The 14,689-nt window shown below is 39.1% G+C and carries 18 protein-coding genes and 1 riboswitch; of the genes, 4 read left to right on the top strand and 14 right to left on the bottom strand.

Annotated elements, in window-relative coordinates:
• Nucleotide 1: 1 nt before the first annotated feature.
• Both E3C75_RS03655 and E3C75_RS03650 read right to left on the bottom strand, forming a co-directional pair.
• On the bottom strand, nt 2-559 hold the full coding sequence (locus tag E3C75_RS03655; RefSeq protein ID WP_111679227.1) for an ECF transporter S component: 558 nt from the start codon (nt 557-559) through the stop codon (nt 2-4).
• Between the two features lie 81 nt (nt 560-640).
• Nucleotides 641-763, bottom strand: a riboswitch (FMN riboswitch).
• A 106-nt stretch (nt 764-869) separates the two neighbouring features.
• Nucleotides 870-1,409: a tRNA (cytidine(34)-2'-O)-methyltransferase gene (locus E3C75_RS03650; protein ID WP_372585740.1), complete on the bottom strand. Its 540-nt coding sequence runs from the start codon at nt 1,407-1,409 to the stop codon at nt 870-872.
• 258 nt (nt 1,410-1,667) lie between these two features.
• Between E3C75_RS03650 and trkA the strand changes: the two genes are divergently transcribed.
• Nucleotides 1,668-3,017, top strand: coding sequence for a Trk system potassium transporter TrkA (gene trkA / locus E3C75_RS03645; protein WP_024704181.1), 1,350 nt, complete (start codon nt 1,668-1,670; stop codon nt 3,015-3,017).
• 6 nt (nt 3,018-3,023) lie between these two features.
• Nucleotides 3,024-4,463 (top strand): TrkH family potassium uptake protein, encoded by a 1,440-nt coding sequence (locus E3C75_RS03640; protein WP_024704180.1) that lies wholly within the window; start codon nt 3,024-3,026, stop codon nt 4,461-4,463.
• Between the two features lie 22 nt (nt 4,464-4,485).
• Here E3C75_RS03640 and yidD read toward each other — a convergent pair whose 3' ends face one another.
• The 10 genes from yidD to E3C75_RS03590 all read right to left on the bottom strand — a co-directional run bounded on the left by yidD (nt 4,486) and on the right by E3C75_RS03590 (nt 10,628).
• Nucleotides 4,486-4,737, bottom strand: a complete 252-nt coding sequence (gene yidD, locus E3C75_RS03635) for a membrane protein insertion efficiency factor YidD (protein WP_084828467.1) — start codon at nt 4,735-4,737, stop codon at nt 4,486-4,488.
• Nucleotides 4,734-5,459, bottom strand: coding sequence for a pseudouridine synthase (locus E3C75_RS03630; protein WP_002949498.1), 726 nt, complete (start codon nt 5,457-5,459; stop codon nt 4,734-4,736). Before E3C75_RS03630 ends, yidD begins: the two co-directional genes overlap by 4 nt.
• A gap of 92 nt (nt 5,460-5,551) precedes the next feature.
• Entirely contained in the window at nt 5,552-6,133 is a 582-nt protein-coding gene (gene scpB, locus E3C75_RS03625) for an SMC-Scp complex subunit ScpB (RefSeq protein WP_011225441.1), read from the bottom strand.
• Entirely contained in the window at nt 6,126-6,839 is a 714-nt protein-coding gene (locus tag E3C75_RS03620) for a segregation/condensation protein A (protein ID WP_084828466.1), read from the bottom strand. The genes scpB and E3C75_RS03620 overlap by 8 nt, the downstream gene beginning before the upstream one ends.
• Nucleotides 6,839-7,600, bottom strand: coding sequence for a site-specific tyrosine recombinase XerD (xerD, locus tag E3C75_RS03615; RefSeq protein WP_084828465.1), 762 nt, complete (start codon nt 7,598-7,600; stop codon nt 6,839-6,841). The genes E3C75_RS03620 and xerD overlap by 1 nt, the downstream gene beginning before the upstream one ends.
• A complete protein-coding gene (gene cbpB / locus E3C75_RS03610; RefSeq protein ID WP_111679225.1) occupies nt 7,554-8,036 on the bottom strand; it encodes a cyclic-di-AMP-binding protein CbpB in 483 nt (160 codons plus the stop codon). The genes xerD and cbpB overlap by 47 nt, the downstream gene beginning before the upstream one ends.
• Nucleotides 8,033-8,554 carry a metallophosphoesterase gene (locus tag E3C75_RS03605; RefSeq protein WP_011225437.1) on the bottom strand — a complete coding sequence of 174 codons (522 nt, stop codon included), beginning with the start codon at nt 8,552-8,554 and terminating at the stop codon, nt 8,033-8,035. Before E3C75_RS03605 ends, cbpB begins: the two co-directional genes overlap by 4 nt.
• The gene (locus tag E3C75_RS03600) at nt 8,536-9,510 is read right to left on the bottom strand and encodes a nucleoside-triphosphate diphosphatase (protein WP_014607945.1); all 975 of its coding nucleotides are present in this window, start codon (nt 9,508-9,510) and stop codon (nt 8,536-8,538) included. The genes E3C75_RS03605 and E3C75_RS03600 overlap by 19 nt, the downstream gene beginning before the upstream one ends.
• The gene (gene racE, locus E3C75_RS03595; RefSeq protein WP_084825760.1) at nt 9,503-10,318 is read right to left on the bottom strand and encodes a glutamate racemase; all 816 of its coding nucleotides are present in this window, start codon (nt 10,316-10,318) and stop codon (nt 9,503-9,505) included. The genes E3C75_RS03600 and racE overlap by 8 nt, the downstream gene beginning before the upstream one ends.
• Before the next feature lie 64 nt (nt 10,319-10,382).
• The gene (locus tag E3C75_RS03590) at nt 10,383-10,628 is read right to left on the bottom strand and encodes a YneF family protein (RefSeq protein WP_002949478.1); all 246 of its coding nucleotides are present in this window, start codon (nt 10,626-10,628) and stop codon (nt 10,383-10,385) included.
• Nucleotides 10,629-10,868: 240 nt separating this feature from the next.
• Here E3C75_RS03590 and E3C75_RS03585 point away from each other — a divergent pair, with 240 nt between their 5' ends.
• Complete coding sequence (locus tag E3C75_RS03585) at nt 10,869-11,408, top strand: TetR-like C-terminal domain-containing protein (protein WP_111679223.1); 540 nt, start codon at nt 10,869-10,871, stop codon at nt 11,406-11,408.
• Between the two features lie 29 nt (nt 11,409-11,437).
• On the opposite strand, the gene E3C75_RS03580 is transcribed toward E3C75_RS03585, so the two are convergent.
• Complete coding sequence (locus E3C75_RS03580; RefSeq protein WP_100273264.1) at nt 11,438-12,691, bottom strand: diaminopimelate decarboxylase; 1,254 nt, start codon at nt 12,689-12,691, stop codon at nt 11,438-11,440.
• Nucleotides 12,692-12,937: 246 nt separating this feature from the next.
• On the opposite strand from E3C75_RS03580, the gene E3C75_RS03575 reads away from it, so the two are divergent.
• Nucleotides 12,938-13,216, top strand: coding sequence for a hypothetical protein (locus tag E3C75_RS03575; RefSeq protein WP_223899646.1), 279 nt, complete (start codon nt 12,938-12,940; stop codon nt 13,214-13,216).
• Between the two features lie 783 nt (nt 13,217-13,999).
• On the opposite strand, the gene E3C75_RS03565 is transcribed toward E3C75_RS03575, so the two are convergent.
• Nucleotides 14,000-14,689 (bottom strand): Bax inhibitor-1/YccA family protein, encoded by a 690-nt coding sequence (locus E3C75_RS03565; RefSeq protein ID WP_002949470.1) that lies wholly within the window; start codon nt 14,687-14,689, stop codon nt 14,000-14,002.

Here is a 14,689-nt window from a genome sequence, read left to right as displayed (position 1 = left end):
TTTATAATTTTACTAGTATAGACTTAAGCGGGGCATAAATAAGAGCAAAAGCTACTGAAAAAATCAAGCCTTCCAGTAAGTTAAATGGTACTACCATAGCGAAAAGGTATTTATAAAGGCCTATGAATTGCGCAATATCAAAGTTAGCAAATTTAGCATAGAGTGGTACTGCATAAATGTAGTTAAGAACAACCATGGCAACTGTAAGCAAAATCGTTCCTAAAACAGAACCAAGAATATAATTCTTGCTTGTTTGATTTTTCTTCCAAAAATAGCTTAGGCCCCAAACAAAGACTCCTAGAGCAACAAAATTCATAGGAAGCCCAATCATTGATCCTGGGCCACCATTGTTTAGTAAGAGCTTTAACAATGAACGAAGCAAGAGAACACCAATAGCACTCTTAAAATCAAAGATAACCAAGGCGATAAGAGCAGGAAGGATTGAAAAATCAACCTTCAAAAAGTCTGCTGCTGGAATCAATGGAAATGAAAAATAAAGCAACAAGAATGAAACTGCAGATAAAATGGCAATGTAAGCCAATTTACGTGTGTTTGTCATAAAAAAATTCCTCCAAATTTTAACAATTTGAAAGAAGTTCCCAATGGATTTGCCTATGCCAAAAAAAGCCTACGCAAAAAGACTGGTCTTCTTCCATCCAGACTATACTGTCGGTTGAGGAATTACACCTCATCAGCTTGCGCTCGCGGACTTATCCAAAGAATCACCGCCGGTCGGGAGTTTCACCCTGCCCCGAAGACCCTTTAAGGATAACACAAAAAAACCTTGGTGACAAGGTTCTTAATTTATGGATTTCTAATTTGTTGATAGTCAATAACTATACTTATTCTTTTAAGACAACATGAAGTATCTATTTTAATTTATCATGATGGTAGCGGTGACTCAGCTCCAACCCCTCAAACTGCTGCTGACGAAGAGCTTCATAGACAATCATGCAAACCGTATTTGAGACATTAAGACTACGGACATGTTCATCATTCATAGGAATACGAATAGCTTTTTCAGGATGCTCACGCATAAAGTCCTCAGGTAGGCCTGTATCCTCACGACCAAACATAAAATAGTGATCCTCACCATCAGCATAGACCTCTTCTGAATACGTCTTATCCGCAAACTTCGTTACTAGATGCAAACGACCAGCATGATTTTTAGACATAAAATCAGCCAAATTGTCATAATAAGTGATATCAAGCTTATCCCAATAGTCCAGGCCTGCGCGCTTCATCTTCTTGTCATCAATTGGAAACCCCATAGGTCGAATGATGTGGAGGGGGCTATTGGTTGCTGCGCAGGTACGCGCAATATTTCCAGTGTTTTGTGGAATACGGGGCTCAAACAAGACAATATGATTACGTGACATCTGACTTCTCCTAGACATAAAAAATGCCATGTCGCCCGGAGTCAAGCTCAGCAGACGACATGGTTATGGACATTCATTAGCTTAAATCATGACAGGTTAGATTTAAAATAGTGAATGGTTGAGTATATTTTAGCACTTTAGCTGTAAAAGTCAACACTATTAGTAGAAAAAAATTAATATTTTTAACTTCATCACCTTCTTTACAGGAATAACCTATAAAGCTGGCTGAAAAGGATGATTTTTCGGCCAAAATAAAGTATCATAGTAATGATTATTTGGAGGTAACTCATGCGTATTATTGTCGTAGGTGCTGGTAAAGTCGGTACGGCACTCTGTCGTTCTCTTGTTGATGAGAAGCACGACGTTATTTTAATTGAAGAAAAGGAAGAGGTCCTCAAACGCATCAGTAAACGCTACGATGTTATGGGCTTTGCTGGAAATGGGGCAAATTTCAAGATTTTGGAACAAGCCGAGGTTAACAACTGCGATGTCTTTATCGCCATGACTGATAAAGATGAAGTAAACATGATATCAGCAGTTCTGGCAAAACAAATGGGTGCAAAAGAAACTATCGTTCGTGTACGTAACCCAGAATATTCTAATACTTATTTCAAAGACAAAAACTTCCTCGGATTCTCATTAGTAGTTAACCCTGAACTTTTAACTGCTCGCTATATTGCCAATACCGTTGAATTTCCAAACGCTCTATCAGTTGAAACCTTTGCTAATGGACGGGTTATCCTTATGGCATTTAGGGTCACTGAAACAAGCCGATTGTCCGGTATGACAATGGAACAATTTCGTAAGAAATTCGGTAACATCTTGGTTTGTATGATTGATCGTCAAGGCGACCTCACCATTCCATACGGGAATGCTACCATGCAAGCTGGGGATAAGATCTATGTAACTGGGAAACGTGTTGACATGGCACTTTTCCACAGTTATATTAAACCAAAAAGCATCAAAAAACTTTTGTTGATTGGTGCTGGACGTATCTCCTACTACTTACTAAATATCTTGAAAAACAACCGTATTAAGGTCAAATTGATTGAACAGAAAATGGACCGTGCGCAAACCTTTAGTCAAGTATTCCCTGAAGTTTCCGTTATCTTAGGGGATGGTACTGCTAAAGACCTTCTTCTTGAAGAGAGCGCAGCTAGTTATGATGCTGTTGCTACTCTAACTGGAGTAGATGAGGAAAATATCATCACCTCTATGTTCCTTGAAAGTCTTGGTGTCCATAAAAATATTACCAAGGTCAACCGTACCAGTCTTTTAGAGATTGTCGATACACGTGAGACAACAACAATTGTCACTCCTAAGAGTATTGCTGTTGATACCGTTATGCACTTTGTTCGTGGTCACTATAACGCCAAAGATTCTAGTCTTGACGCGCTTCACCACGTAGCTAATGGCCGTATCGAGACCCTACAATTCCAAATTAAGGAAAATAATAAAATCGCTGGGAAGAAACTTTCTGAACTTAAATTCGCTCATGGTGTCCTTATTGCTGCTATCATCCGTAATGGAAAAGCCATCTTCCCAACTGGAGAAGATAAATTGGCAATTGGCGATAAAATCGTGGTCGTTACTCTCTTGCAAAACGTAACCCACATTTACGACTTATTGAAGAGGTAAGCTGCCATGAATAGATCTATTGTCCGTTTTCTTATTTCTAAACTGCTCCTCATTGAAGCTGGACTCTTAGTTGTACCTCTTATTGTGGCTCTTATTTATCAAGAAGACGCCAAGGTATTTGCCAGCATTTTGGGGACTATGGCGATCCTCCTTTTTATCGGAGTGCTTGGTACTCTCTTTAAACCTAAGAACTACCGCATTTACACCAAAGAAGGAATGCTCATTGTAGCCCTCTGTTGGGTACTTTGGTCATTCTTTGGGGGATTACCGTTTGTTTTTTCTGGGCAAATCCCAAGTGTCATCGATGCCTTCTTCGAAATGAGCTCAGGTTTCACAACTACAGGGGCTACTATTCTCACAGATACTGGGGTCTTGACCCATTCTCTCCTCTTCTGGCGAAGCTTCGCTCACCTAATTGGAGGGATGGGGGTGCTGGTCTTTGCTCTAGCCATCATGAACAACAGTAAAAATGGTCATCATGAGGTTATGCGTGCAGAGGTGCCTGGTCCAGTCTTTGGTAAGGTCGTTGCCAAGCTCAAAAATACAGCTCAGATTTTGTACATCATCTATCTGGGCATGTTTGTGATCTTTGCTATGATTCTATGGATTTGTGGCATGCCACTCTTCGATAGTATTGTCATTGCGATGGGAGGTGCTGGTACCGGTGGATTTGCAGTCTATAATGACTCTATTGCCTACTATAACAGCGATTTAATTACTTATGTGGTTACAGTTGGTACCCTACTATTTGGCGTTAACTTCAACTTGTACTTCTATATCCTGCTTCGCAAAATCAGATTCTTCTTCCAAGATGAAGAGCTACGTACCTATCTTACGATTGTTGCGGTATCAACAAGTTTAATTATCCTCAATATTTTTGGGATTTACCACAGTTTAGCTGACTCGTTTAAATACTCATTCTTTGAAGTGTCAACGATTATCACAACGACGGGATTTGGTCTAACAGATATTACCAAATGGCCACTATTTTCTCAGTACATCCTACTTCTCCTGATGTTTATCGGGGGATCAGCGGGTTCTACAGCTGGTGGCTTCAAGGTTATCCGTGCTATGATTATTGCTAAAATTGCACGTAATCAGACCTTAGCTAGCCTCTATCCTAACCGTATCCTATCTCTACACATTAATGGAAGTGTTCTTGATAAAGAAACACAGCATAGCGTTCTTAATTATTTGGCTGTATATGTGTTGATCATACTAAGTCTAGTTACAATCCTGTCCTTGGATAATCAAAATTTCTTGATTGTGACAAGTGCTGCTGCTTCAACATTTAACAATATTGGACCTTTACTTGGAACAACTGATAGCTTCGCTATTTTTAGTCCTTTGTCTAAGCTAATCATGGGATTTGCTATGATTGCTGGACGTTTGGAAATCTATCCTTTATTGCTCCTATTCCTACCAAAAACATGGTCAAAAATTTAAGCATAAAAAAGCTCTCTTGGATTCAATTGTCCAAGGGAGTTTTATTACGTTTTAGGCTAAAATAATCTGGTACTGGGTCGTCACCAGTCTCTGATAGGGGATGGCATCTTAAGATACGGGCGATTCCCATAAGAACTCCCTTTAAACCATGTTTTTCTATTGCTTGAATCATATAGACTGAGCAAGTTGGACGAAAACGACAAGACGGTGGAAACAGGGGAGAAATCCATCTCTGATAAGCCTTTACTAACGCAATCAGAAACTTCTTCATCATTTAACCTTGTTAACAGCAATGTTATGAAGCTGACTAATTTCTTTTTTGTTTAGACGGCGTGACTCTCCTGGACGTAGTCCTGTCAAATCTAGGGTACCAAAACGGGTACGTGACAACTTATCAACAATCAAACCTACTGATTCAAACATTTTCTTAACCTGATGGTTTCGCCCTTCATGAATCGTCAACTCGACGACTGATCGGTTCTTTTCATGATCCACCTTGATAATATTGTAATGGGCCGGCTGAGTTTTTTTACCATCAATCACCACACCACGAGTCAAAGGACGAAGATTTTCCTTGGTCGCAATACCTTTAACACGCGCCAAATAAACCTTATCAATCTCATTACGTGGGTGAATCATTTTATCGGTAAAGTCACCATCATTTGTTAAAATAAGAAGGCCAGTCGTATCCCAATCAAGACGACCAACAGGATAGATACGTTCCTTAACGTGGGGCATTAGATCAATAACCGTCTTACGGTTTTTCTCATCAGATACTGAAGAAATAACCCCACGTGGTTTATTAAGAAGGTAGTATACCTTTTCTTCATTATAAATTGGGCTTCCATTTACCTCGACAATGTCTCCATTTTTGACAATTGTTGCCAATTCCATAACGGTCTTACCGTTTAAAGTCACACGGCCTTCTTTAATCAATTCCTCAGCTTTACGACGACTAGCCACACCAGCGTGGGCGATATATTTATTAATTCGCATTCTTTTTTCTACAGCTTCAGCTGTATCCTTTCTACCTAGCATCTCTGCTATGTTTCTTAATTTTTAATGATTAGTTTCAACAAGGTTTACTCTTAATTGTCCAAATCCTCAAGATCTTCTGGAGCATCTTCCCTAAATAGGCTCGTTTCTTGCTCTTCAAGTTCTAGTTGATCAATGGCCACAAGTTCGTCTAAACTGTTAATTCCTATATAATCCAAGAAATAATCAGTTGTCGCATATAGGTTGGGACGACCCACAGCATCCTTTTTACCAGCCTCTCGAATGAGACCAAAAGCCTGAAGCTTGGCAATAGCGCCACTGGAATTGACACCTCGAATGTCATCAACTTCAGCGCGAGTAATGGGCTGTTTATAAGCAACTATAGAAAGTACCTCGAGACTCGCTCGGGATAGACTTTGGTTGATTGGCGTTTTGGAATAGTCACGCAGAAGACATGCAAAATCAGGCTTAGTCACGATCTTATAGGTATTTGACGATTCCAATAAACAAAGTGCTGTGTCCTCATCTGCCTCATACTTGGCTTGCAATTTTTCTAAGGACTGAGTCAGTCCCGTCACTGGTATTTCCAAGAGCTGTGCCATAGTCCTTAGACTAAGACCATCTTCACCAGCTACAAAAAGTAGGGCTTCTAATCGTGCTAAGTGACTACTCATTCGTCCATTCCTTTCTTAGAGTAATTGTTCCAAAAATTGTTTCCTGCTGTACCGAGATTCGATGTATCTTAATTAATTCAAGAGTTGCCAAAAAGAGTGTAATCACTTGATTCATATCCTTAGCATCTGAAAAAAGCTCATCTAAAAACAATTTATTTTTCGCACTAAAGGCCTCCTCAATGATTAACATCATGTCTTCAATCTTATAATCATCACGTGCAATAGTCGTGTGGCTTCGACGAATTTCTTCTTGCTTTTCAGCCATGATTTTTGAAAAAGCCAAGAAAATATCTTGAATCGTCTTATCCTGATTCAGCGTCACATCTTCATAAACTAATTCTACTTTTGGTTTTGAAAAATACTGAGCTCGCACTTCATGCTTCTTAGCCAACACTTGACTAGCTGCTTTGAAGTGTGCATATTCTTCTAGCTGACTCAAGAGCTCTAGTTCTGGATCATCCGCTTCAGGCTCATCCTCTACAACTGTCGGCAATAGTTTTCGACTCTTAATCAACATGAGCTGGCTAGCCATAAGCATATATTCCCCAGCAACCTCTAGCTTCATAGCTTGCAAGGTCGCCAAATAAGCCAAGTATTGCTCGATGACCTCAACAATGGGAACATCGTAAATGTCTACTTCATACTTAGAAATCAGATGGAGCAACAAATCCAGTGGCCCCTCAAAATCTTTTAACTTAATATCCATTAGGTTTTATAGTATTTCTCCAAGGTCACTGGACTTTTTAGCCCAAGTAAACGAGCAAGTTCAAAGGCGCCCGTTCCCTTTTCAATCTGTCTAAGGATATATTGCTGGCGCAAGACTTGGGCAGTTACCCCCGATAAGCCGCATCCACCAACATAAGATTGAATCTGCTTATACAGCCACTGACGGGTAAAAGCCTTACTCAAAATCAATCCCTGACTATTGTCATTTTTAATCCCAAATAAGAGCTCTTTCAAAGCTCCATCCAGTCTGAGAACACGCTTAGTACTTCCCTTAGCCACGGTTACAACACCAAAATCCAAGTCGATATCTTCCCATTTCAGCTCCAAGATTTCCGAAGGTAAGAGTCCTAACTCTAGAATAAACAGACAAGCCAGTTTACCGGGCCCTTCTTGTCCCTCATAGAGCGACGACAAATCAAAGATTTCTAACTCTTCTTGCTGAGAAGGGAGTGGTGCAGTCTCTGACAGTTTAAAAAACTCCTCTAGCTCACCCTTTTGATAAAGGTAAAGCAAAAACTGATTAACAGCCGAGCGCTTACGTTTTTGCACAGAAGGCTTCCACTCCTTGAGTTGATTTTCATAAAGCTTGAGACTGGTTTGATCTACTCGTCCTGGAAGACAGTTTACAAACTGTTTAAGATCATAAGCATAAGCTTGTTTTGAGCTATCAGAAATGGTCTTCCTAGCTAGAAAATCAGTTATCTGAGTTGTCAGTTGTTTTTGGAATGATGATATAGTCATGTGTAAAGTCATGTAAGAGGCTATTAACTGCCTTGAGAATTGATTTTCGTGTAATAATTCCTTTAAAAATACCTTGGCTGTCAACTACTGCAAGGAAAGGATTATCAACCAGCTTATGCATTACCTCACTTAGATTAGCATCATCTTTCACTGTTGCCACAAAATCTGAAGTCATCGGTCCGATATCGCGATTAACCATCTCCCACTCTTGCAAGTTATGTTCATCTTGGTAACGCTTGATATCCGCCAAAGATACTGTCCCAAGATAATGCTTGTCCTTAGTCAAAACGGGCACACGTGAATAACCATTGCTTGTCAAAAGCAAAACCACATGATCAGCGTTATGGCTATCAATAAAAATAGTAACTTGATCTGATGGGATCAAATAGTTGTCTAAATGAGCCAACAAAAAATCTTCAAATTCTTTAGCAATCATCGTTCAAATTCCTGTGTAAGTTCTGAATAAAGTTCATGGTCACGTGTATAATATTCCACACGAATCTTTGCATCGTTTATAATCACCTTAGCATAGAGTTTCTCATGGATTGGGCCACGTGGCTGTGAAATAGAACCTGGATTGATATACACTGTCTTACCGTTTCGCCAAGCTGCTGCCACATGTAAATGCCCATATAGACAGATATCAGCATCCTCTTGTTGTGCCCAAAGATCCAACTTGTCCCAGGTAAAATTAATCCCAAAGAGATGACCATGCGTTTGCGCAATAATCACATCACCAAGTTTCACGACCAAACGTTCTGGATAACCTGAATCATAGTCACAGTTACCACGAACCACATGGATACCTTCCCAAACAGAATCACTTGATTCTAACTCAGAATCTCCATTATGGAAAATGGCATCTACCTTCCCTTGATAACGTTTTTTTATGTCTACTACAATATCACGTTCTCCATGGGAGTCGCTCATTACGATTATTGTTTGTTCTGCCATGCTGGGAATACCTCCATAAGTTTCTTAACAGCTTGTCCACGGTGAGATTGTTCATTTTTTTCCTCTGTAGAAAGCTCTGCTGCTGTCCTACCCGTATTACCAACTAAGAAAAGGGGATCATAACCAAAACCATTGTCACCTTTAGGTTCTCGGCCAATATAACCTTTCCAGTCTGCATCAACAACCAAACTATCACGTCCAGGTGCTGCAACAACTAAGGTTGTATGGAACTGGGCAGAGCGTTTGCTATCATCAAGTACCATGGCAAGTTCATGCAGTAACTTAGCATTATTTTCAGCATCGGTAGCTTCTGGACCCGCAAAACGAGCAGACCACACACCTGGCAAACCTCCAAGAACATCTACCTGCAAACCTGAATCATCTGAAAGAACCATCTTCCCAGTTAATTTCGAAATAGTTTCCGCCTTCAAGCGTGCATTTTCTTCAAAGGTCATACCAGTTTCAGCAACCTCAGGAAGATCTGGATAATCATTAAGATTTTCTACCTTAATACCAAGCTTTCCAAAGAGTTTCCGAAACTCCTTGGTTTTTCCTTCGTTGCGTGTCGCAATCAATAAAACATCACCAAAATCTGATTTATTATCAGAACCAAAGAAATCATCCAAGGAGACACCTTCTCTAGGTACGTGGACATAGAGAAGCTTATCCCCCTCACTTACAAGCAAAGTTCCTTGATGTTGCGTAACGACCAAGTCTCGACCAAGCTCCTCTTTCAAACAATCCAAAATAAAAGACACTAAGCGAAGATCCGAAGAGTGTTTAACAACATGTAACTGAAAACCACTAACATCCAAGGTGTTAGTCAAGCCCTGAAAAAAGTCAACATATTGTTCATAGGCCTCATCATCACCAAAACATGTCAAGTGATTATAGCTTCCAAAACTAGCCAAGTACCAGTCTTGATCATCCTTATATTCAAAAATTGATTTAGTCATTTTCTAACTCCTTATCCAAATCTACATGTTGGACAGTAACTTCCTCACCCAGCCACTGCTCAGAAATTTCTTTAAAACCAAGCACACTAGCTGTGGTGTAGTATTCTTCCGTCTTGTCTTTGACCTCACGACTACGGTTAATTTCAAAGTAATTGAGCAAGACAGAAACATCACGAACAGTTTCAGCTCCGCTATCAATTAATTTGACACTTGGCCCCATAACATTCTGAATAATCGGGCGTAAAAGTGGGTAGTGGGTGCAACCCAAAACCAAGGTATCTACCCTATCAACTAAAGGAGCCATGCTTTCATAGACAATCTTTTTAGCCACACTTGAATTAATTTCATTTGATTCAACAATTGGGGCAAAACGGGGACAGGACAAACTCAGGACATTCATTTGTGGTGCCAGACGCTTAATTTTTTGCTCATAGATATTAGACGAAATTGTCATAGGAGTACCAATGACACCAATTTGACCAGACCGGCTAGACTTAATGGCAGCACTAGAACCAGGCAAAACCACACCTAGTACTGGAATGTCCAAAGCCTCTTTAATTTCCTCCCAAACCACTGCTGTCGCCGTATTGCAAGCAATAACAATCATCTTTACGTCTTTAGTCAGGAGAAATTTAACCAACTGCCAGGTATACTCTCTGATTTGTCCTGCTGGTCTAGGGCCATATGGAGCCCTAGCAGAATCACCAATATAAACAATGGACTCGTGAGGCAACTGACGTTTAAGTTCACGTACTACCGTCAGGCCTCCGACACCAGAATCCAAAAATCCTATAGGTCGATTATCCATCTTGCCTCCTTATCCCCTTACATTACATGTAAAAAGCTGAGATTCACGTCCCAGCTCCCCACCATTATTTTTTCTTGCTATTTGCAAGTGCTTGTTTTTGTTGTTTAATAATCTGATTATATGTTTGACGCACTTTAGCTTCATTAGGCTTTTGGCCTGCTGCCGACATCATTGTACGAACAGCGTCCACATTCAAACGAGGATTTTCAGCTAATTCTTTCTCAATTTGTTTGCGGGAAAAATATGCGCCTCCGTAGAAGCCACCCAAAAGGGCTACAAAAACAAGAATAATCCAAAGGACGGTGTTCATAAATTTAATTCTCCTATAACGTTGATTTACCTTATATTATAGCAAAAATAGGCCTTACTGACAAATAAGACGTTAGTTTCTTAACGAGTCCGCAAAAAAATTACTTATCTAAAATACTGATGAAATGAGAGTTTCAGCTTCTTTTGCTTACAACTGCGAAATACTTGTAAGATTTCAGGGAAAAAATTAGGTTTTTATATAAGTCTTGAAATTATTATGTTTATATAAAGGGGCTTACTTATGCTAAAGGAAGCAACTATTTCCAAACAAAAAATTGTCAATGCATTTACTGAACTCTCAGAAGAGAGTTCACTCGAACAAATCAACACCACAGACATCATCAAAAAAGTAAGTCTCAGCAGACCAACCTTCTACTACTATTCAAATCAAGATAACTTGGTTGAAACTACCTTGTCTAAGATTTTAGATAAACTTTCAAGTATTCTGCAAAAGTATATGACCTATCAAAAAGGTGTTCTAACCGAAATGCTACGATATCTTAAGGAAAATCATAAGCTCTGTCGCACATTAATGACACATATTCCAAACATCAATGAATTGATTTGTGAGTTCATTATCGAGACCATCCTTAACTCTGATATTGAAAATGTCACAGAACTTATGGAAAGAAGCTATCATATTCCAGTCAAGTATTCTTCGGAAGTTTACGTCATTACCATTGTTACCATTTTGGCACTCTGGCTAAAGGAAGGCTGCATTGAATCTCCAGAAGGGACGGCCAATACACTTCTTGAAGCGGTTATTATTAAAGCAAAATAAGCTAGACCTCCTAGGTCTAGCCTTTTTTGTTAAATTTCAAAATCAAATCCGTCAAGTGTCGCAAAATAATCATTCATAGTCTCTGCACGACGAATCATTCGCGCTGTTCCATCTTCTTGATAGAGGATTTCTGCCGAACGAAGACGGCCATTATAGTTATAACCCATTGAAAAACCATGGGCACCAGTATCATGGATAACCAAGGTATCCCCAATACGAGCCTCAGGCAATTCACGGTTCTTAGCAAACTTGTCATTGTTTTCACAAAGCGAACCTGTGACATCAACCACTTGAATATCACCATTTGGATTAGTCATATTAGTAATGTGGTGGTAGGCATCGTACATTGCTGGGCGAAGCAAGTTAACTGCAGAAGCATCAACACCAACATAACGTCGATAAGTATCCTTAATATGGAGAACCTTAGTAACAAGGAGTCCGTGTGGCGCTGTCATGAAACGACCAAGTTCGGTGTAAATACTAATGTCCCCAAGATCATTTGGAACAAGGATTTCATCAAATTTAGTATGAACACCTTCACCGATAGCAGCAATATCGTTTTGCTTGTTCGCTGGCGTGTAGTCTACCCCAACACCACCTGATAAGTTGATAAAGTCAAGGCTGATACCAAGCTCATTCTTGATTTCTACAGCCAATTCAAAGAGTTGAGCAGCCAAGGTTGGATAGTACTCATTCGTTACTGTATTTGACGCCAAGAAGGCATGCAAACCGAATGATTTCACCCCTTTTTCTTTAAGGTAGGCATAACCTTTGAAAAGTTGCTCCTTAGTCATCCCAAATTTAGATTCTTCAGGATGATCCATAATATCTGTACCAAGTAAGAAGACACCACCTGGGTTAAAGCGTAAAGAAAGCGTTTCAGGAAGCCCTGCAGACTCTTCCAAGAAGAAAATATCTTCGTAAGCATCAAGGTTAATTATCGCATTGATATCACGCGCGTAAACAAATTCTTCTGCTCGTGTATCATTAGACGTAAAACTAATAGCAGTACTATCAAAACCAACTTTGTTACTCATGACAAGCTCTGTATCAGTCGCACAATCTACACCGCACCCTTCTTCCTTCAAGATTCTGAGAATTGCTGGATTAGGTGTTGCCTTTACAGCAAAGAATTCTTTAAAACCAGGATTCCATGAAAAGGCTGCATTAACTGCACGCGCTGTTTCACGAATACCTTTTTCATCGTAAAGGTGGAAAGGTGTTGGAAATTCTGCAGTGATTTGATCGAGTTTATCCGCCGTAATAAAGGGTGTTTTTGTCATTTTATTCTCCATTTTTTACAATAGTAACCTTATTATAGCATAAGAAAAGGCTTGAAATCCAAATTTCTAATAATCTCAAGGGATATTTCATAATACAATAGACGTGTCAACTTAATGAAATAATGGGAATTATGTATAAAAAAATATCTTTATTCTGGGGCGATTTCTCTAATAGCCGTTTTTACATTGTCAGCATGTGCCAAACCAAAACTCGATGCTAAGCTTTCTGTTAACGACATTATCTATATGTCTAGAAGAGCCCTCAAACTTAAAGATGATCAGACCTTGGTTGAAGCCTCACTCAAACGTGAGCAAATTTCTGAAGATATGAAAAATGAGCTAAAAACATCTACTAAACAATTTTACCTCAAAGATGAGGATGGTAAAAAAGTCACAGCAAGTAAGATTGACAAAGATGACCTACCTACTCTCCTCACCAAAAATAATAACGTAGAAAATGCTACAGATGACTTTGGAAAAGTTGAAGCTAATGACTACAAGACCAGTCTCTCTTTTTCGAAGTGAACAACGATTAAAAATATAAACTCTATTTTAAATCAAAAGATGGAAAGACAGAGGGGTAGACGGTTTCAACTAGTCCAAAAAATTTCGATGGTCAAACAACTACCAATGTTAAAAAAGATATTGATGCTTATTTTAACGCAGTTCTTCTAGGTGGAGAAAGTAAAAATTACAATAAATTTGTTTCTACTGACCTAGGCAAGGCTAAGAGTGAACTTAGTCAATATTTCTCAGATAGTCTTCAATATAGCTATGATTAAACTGATCATATCAAACCAACTGGAGATGAAATTCCAAAAGTTTTCGGATGGACTAAAACTTCTAACCGTGAACGGGGTAGTTACTCTGTTGACAACATTTTCGTTACTAAAGATAAGACGGAGTTTAACATTGACATGTCAACTATCAGTATGAGAGCTGCAGACGATGCATATGTGGCTAACCATCCAAGGCTTATTGACGATCTTAAAAACTACCTACAAAGCAATGGTGCTAACGCTGGAAATCGCGACCAATTGACTAGACAATACTGCATGGAAACTTATTTACCTAATTCAATCAAAAAAAGTAAGTCCATCAGTAGCATAGACAGACGAAATAAATATCTTTAAGGATTGCTCAGTTGAACTCACTAAGAAAGACGATAAGTAGGCCTTTTCCGATAAAGATGGCTAGGTCGAAAAATGAGATTACTATCTACTCTCCTACACCTATACAGGTCAACAAGAAACAATTACAAAAAACGTTAAACACAAAAAAATCAGCCGAACGGCTGATTTTTTTTAACTAGTCACGCCTCGCAAAGATTCGCAAGATATTCAAGAACAAGTTAATAAAATCCAAGTAAAGACTAAGCGCCATAGAAATCGCCCATCCATCTGTGACTTGACCATTAGTACTATAATAAACCTTTTTAATTAACTGATTGTCATAAGCAATTAAACCAGAGAAAATGAGAACTGATACAATACTAATCACAAAACTCATCGTGCTACTTGCAAAGAAAATATTAACTAAGCTAGCAACAATGATTCCAATCAAAGCTGCCATAAGAAATTTGACCATTCCTGACAAGTCACGCTTAATAGAAACTCCGATAAGTGCCATGACAAAGAAGACAATGGCAGTACTTAGGAAAGCTTGGAAAACAATAGCTTGCGTATATTGAACGATGATAAAACTAAGTGTAAAGCCATTCAGAGCGGAATAAACTAAGAATAAAGGCAGAGCCGCAGGCGTATTTCTTCTTGCAGCACCACTAGCCAAAAAAACCAAGGCTAACTCAACAAAAATAGCTGCCATATAGATCCAAGAATAATTCATGAGAATGTTGACAAAAAGATGAGAGAGAGGGAATAACATCAGATAAGAAATGACTGCTGAAAGCCCTACCCCAATACCAACAAGGCCATAAATCTTCCCGAAAAAGCGATTTAATCCTGCATCACTAGTTGTATAAATTGCATTTGATTTCAT

Origin of the sequence: Streptococcus thermophilus (assembly GCF_010120595.1) — a bacterium.
In the GTDB taxonomy this organism is placed as follows: Bacteria; Bacillota; Bacilli; order Lactobacillales; family Streptococcaceae; genus Streptococcus; species Streptococcus thermophilus.
The sequence above is the reverse complement of the archived record's forward strand: the minus strand, read 5'-3'. Positions and strand labels throughout refer to the sequence as shown.

What these genes read in the sequence shown, in the direction of transcription:
- E3C75_RS03650 (WP_372585740.1), bottom strand. Translation starts at nt 1,409, where the DNA reads ATGGCATTTTTTATGTCTAGGAGAAGTCAGATGTCACGTAATCATATT.
- racE (WP_084825760.1), bottom strand. Translation starts at nt 10,318, where the DNA reads ATGGATAATCGACCTATAGGATTTTTGGATTCTGGTGTCGGAGGCCTG.
- E3C75_RS03630 (WP_002949498.1), bottom strand. Translation starts at nt 5,459, where the DNA reads ATGCGAATTAATAAATATATCGCCCACGCTGGTGTGGCTAGTCGTCGT.
- E3C75_RS03565 (WP_002949470.1), bottom strand. Translation starts at nt 14,689, where the DNA reads ATGAAATCAAATGCAATTTATACAACTAGTGATGCAGGATTAAATCGC.
- E3C75_RS03620 (WP_084828466.1), bottom strand. Translation starts at nt 6,839, where the DNA reads ATGGATATTAAGTTAAAAGATTTTGAGGGGCCACTGGATTTGTTGCTC.
- E3C75_RS03590 (WP_002949478.1), bottom strand. Translation starts at nt 10,628, where the DNA reads ATGAACACCGTCCTTTGGATTATTCTTGTTTTTGTAGCCCTTTTGGGT.
- trkA (WP_024704181.1), top strand. Translation starts at nt 1,668, where the DNA reads ATGCGTATTATTGTCGTAGGTGCTGGTAAAGTCGGTACGGCACTCTGT.
- E3C75_RS03575 (WP_223899646.1), top strand. Translation starts at nt 12,938, where the DNA reads ATGTCTAGAAGAGCCCTCAAACTTAAAGATGATCAGACCTTGGTTGAA.
- E3C75_RS03640 (WP_024704180.1), top strand. Translation starts at nt 3,024, where the DNA reads ATGAATAGATCTATTGTCCGTTTTCTTATTTCTAAACTGCTCCTCATT.
- cbpB (WP_111679225.1), bottom strand. Translation starts at nt 8,036, where the DNA reads ATGATTGCTAAAGAATTTGAAGATTTTTTGTTGGCTCATTTAGACAAC.
- E3C75_RS03585 (WP_111679223.1), top strand. Translation starts at nt 10,869, where the DNA reads ATGCTAAAGGAAGCAACTATTTCCAAACAAAAAATTGTCAATGCATTT.
- xerD (WP_084828465.1), bottom strand. Translation starts at nt 7,600, where the DNA reads ATGACTATATCATCATTCCAAAAACAACTGACAACTCAGATAACTGAT.
- E3C75_RS03580 (WP_100273264.1), bottom strand. Translation starts at nt 12,691, where the DNA reads ATGACAAAAACACCCTTTATTACGGCGGATAAACTCGATCAAATCACT.
- E3C75_RS03655 (WP_111679227.1), bottom strand. Translation starts at nt 559, where the DNA reads ATGACAAACACACGTAAATTGGCTTACATTGCCATTTTATCTGCAGTT.
- scpB (WP_011225441.1), bottom strand. Translation starts at nt 6,133, where the DNA reads ATGAGTAGTCACTTAGCACGATTAGAAGCCCTACTTTTTGTAGCTGGT.
- E3C75_RS03605 (WP_011225437.1), bottom strand. Translation starts at nt 8,554, where the DNA reads ATGGCAGAACAAACAATAATCGTAATGAGCGACTCCCATGGAGAACGT.
- yidD (WP_084828467.1), bottom strand. Translation starts at nt 4,737, where the DNA reads ATGATGAAGAAGTTTCTGATTGCGTTAGTAAAGGCTTATCAGAGATGG.
- E3C75_RS03600 (WP_014607945.1), bottom strand. Translation starts at nt 9,510, where the DNA reads ATGACTAAATCAATTTTTGAATATAAGGATGATCAAGACTGGTACTTG.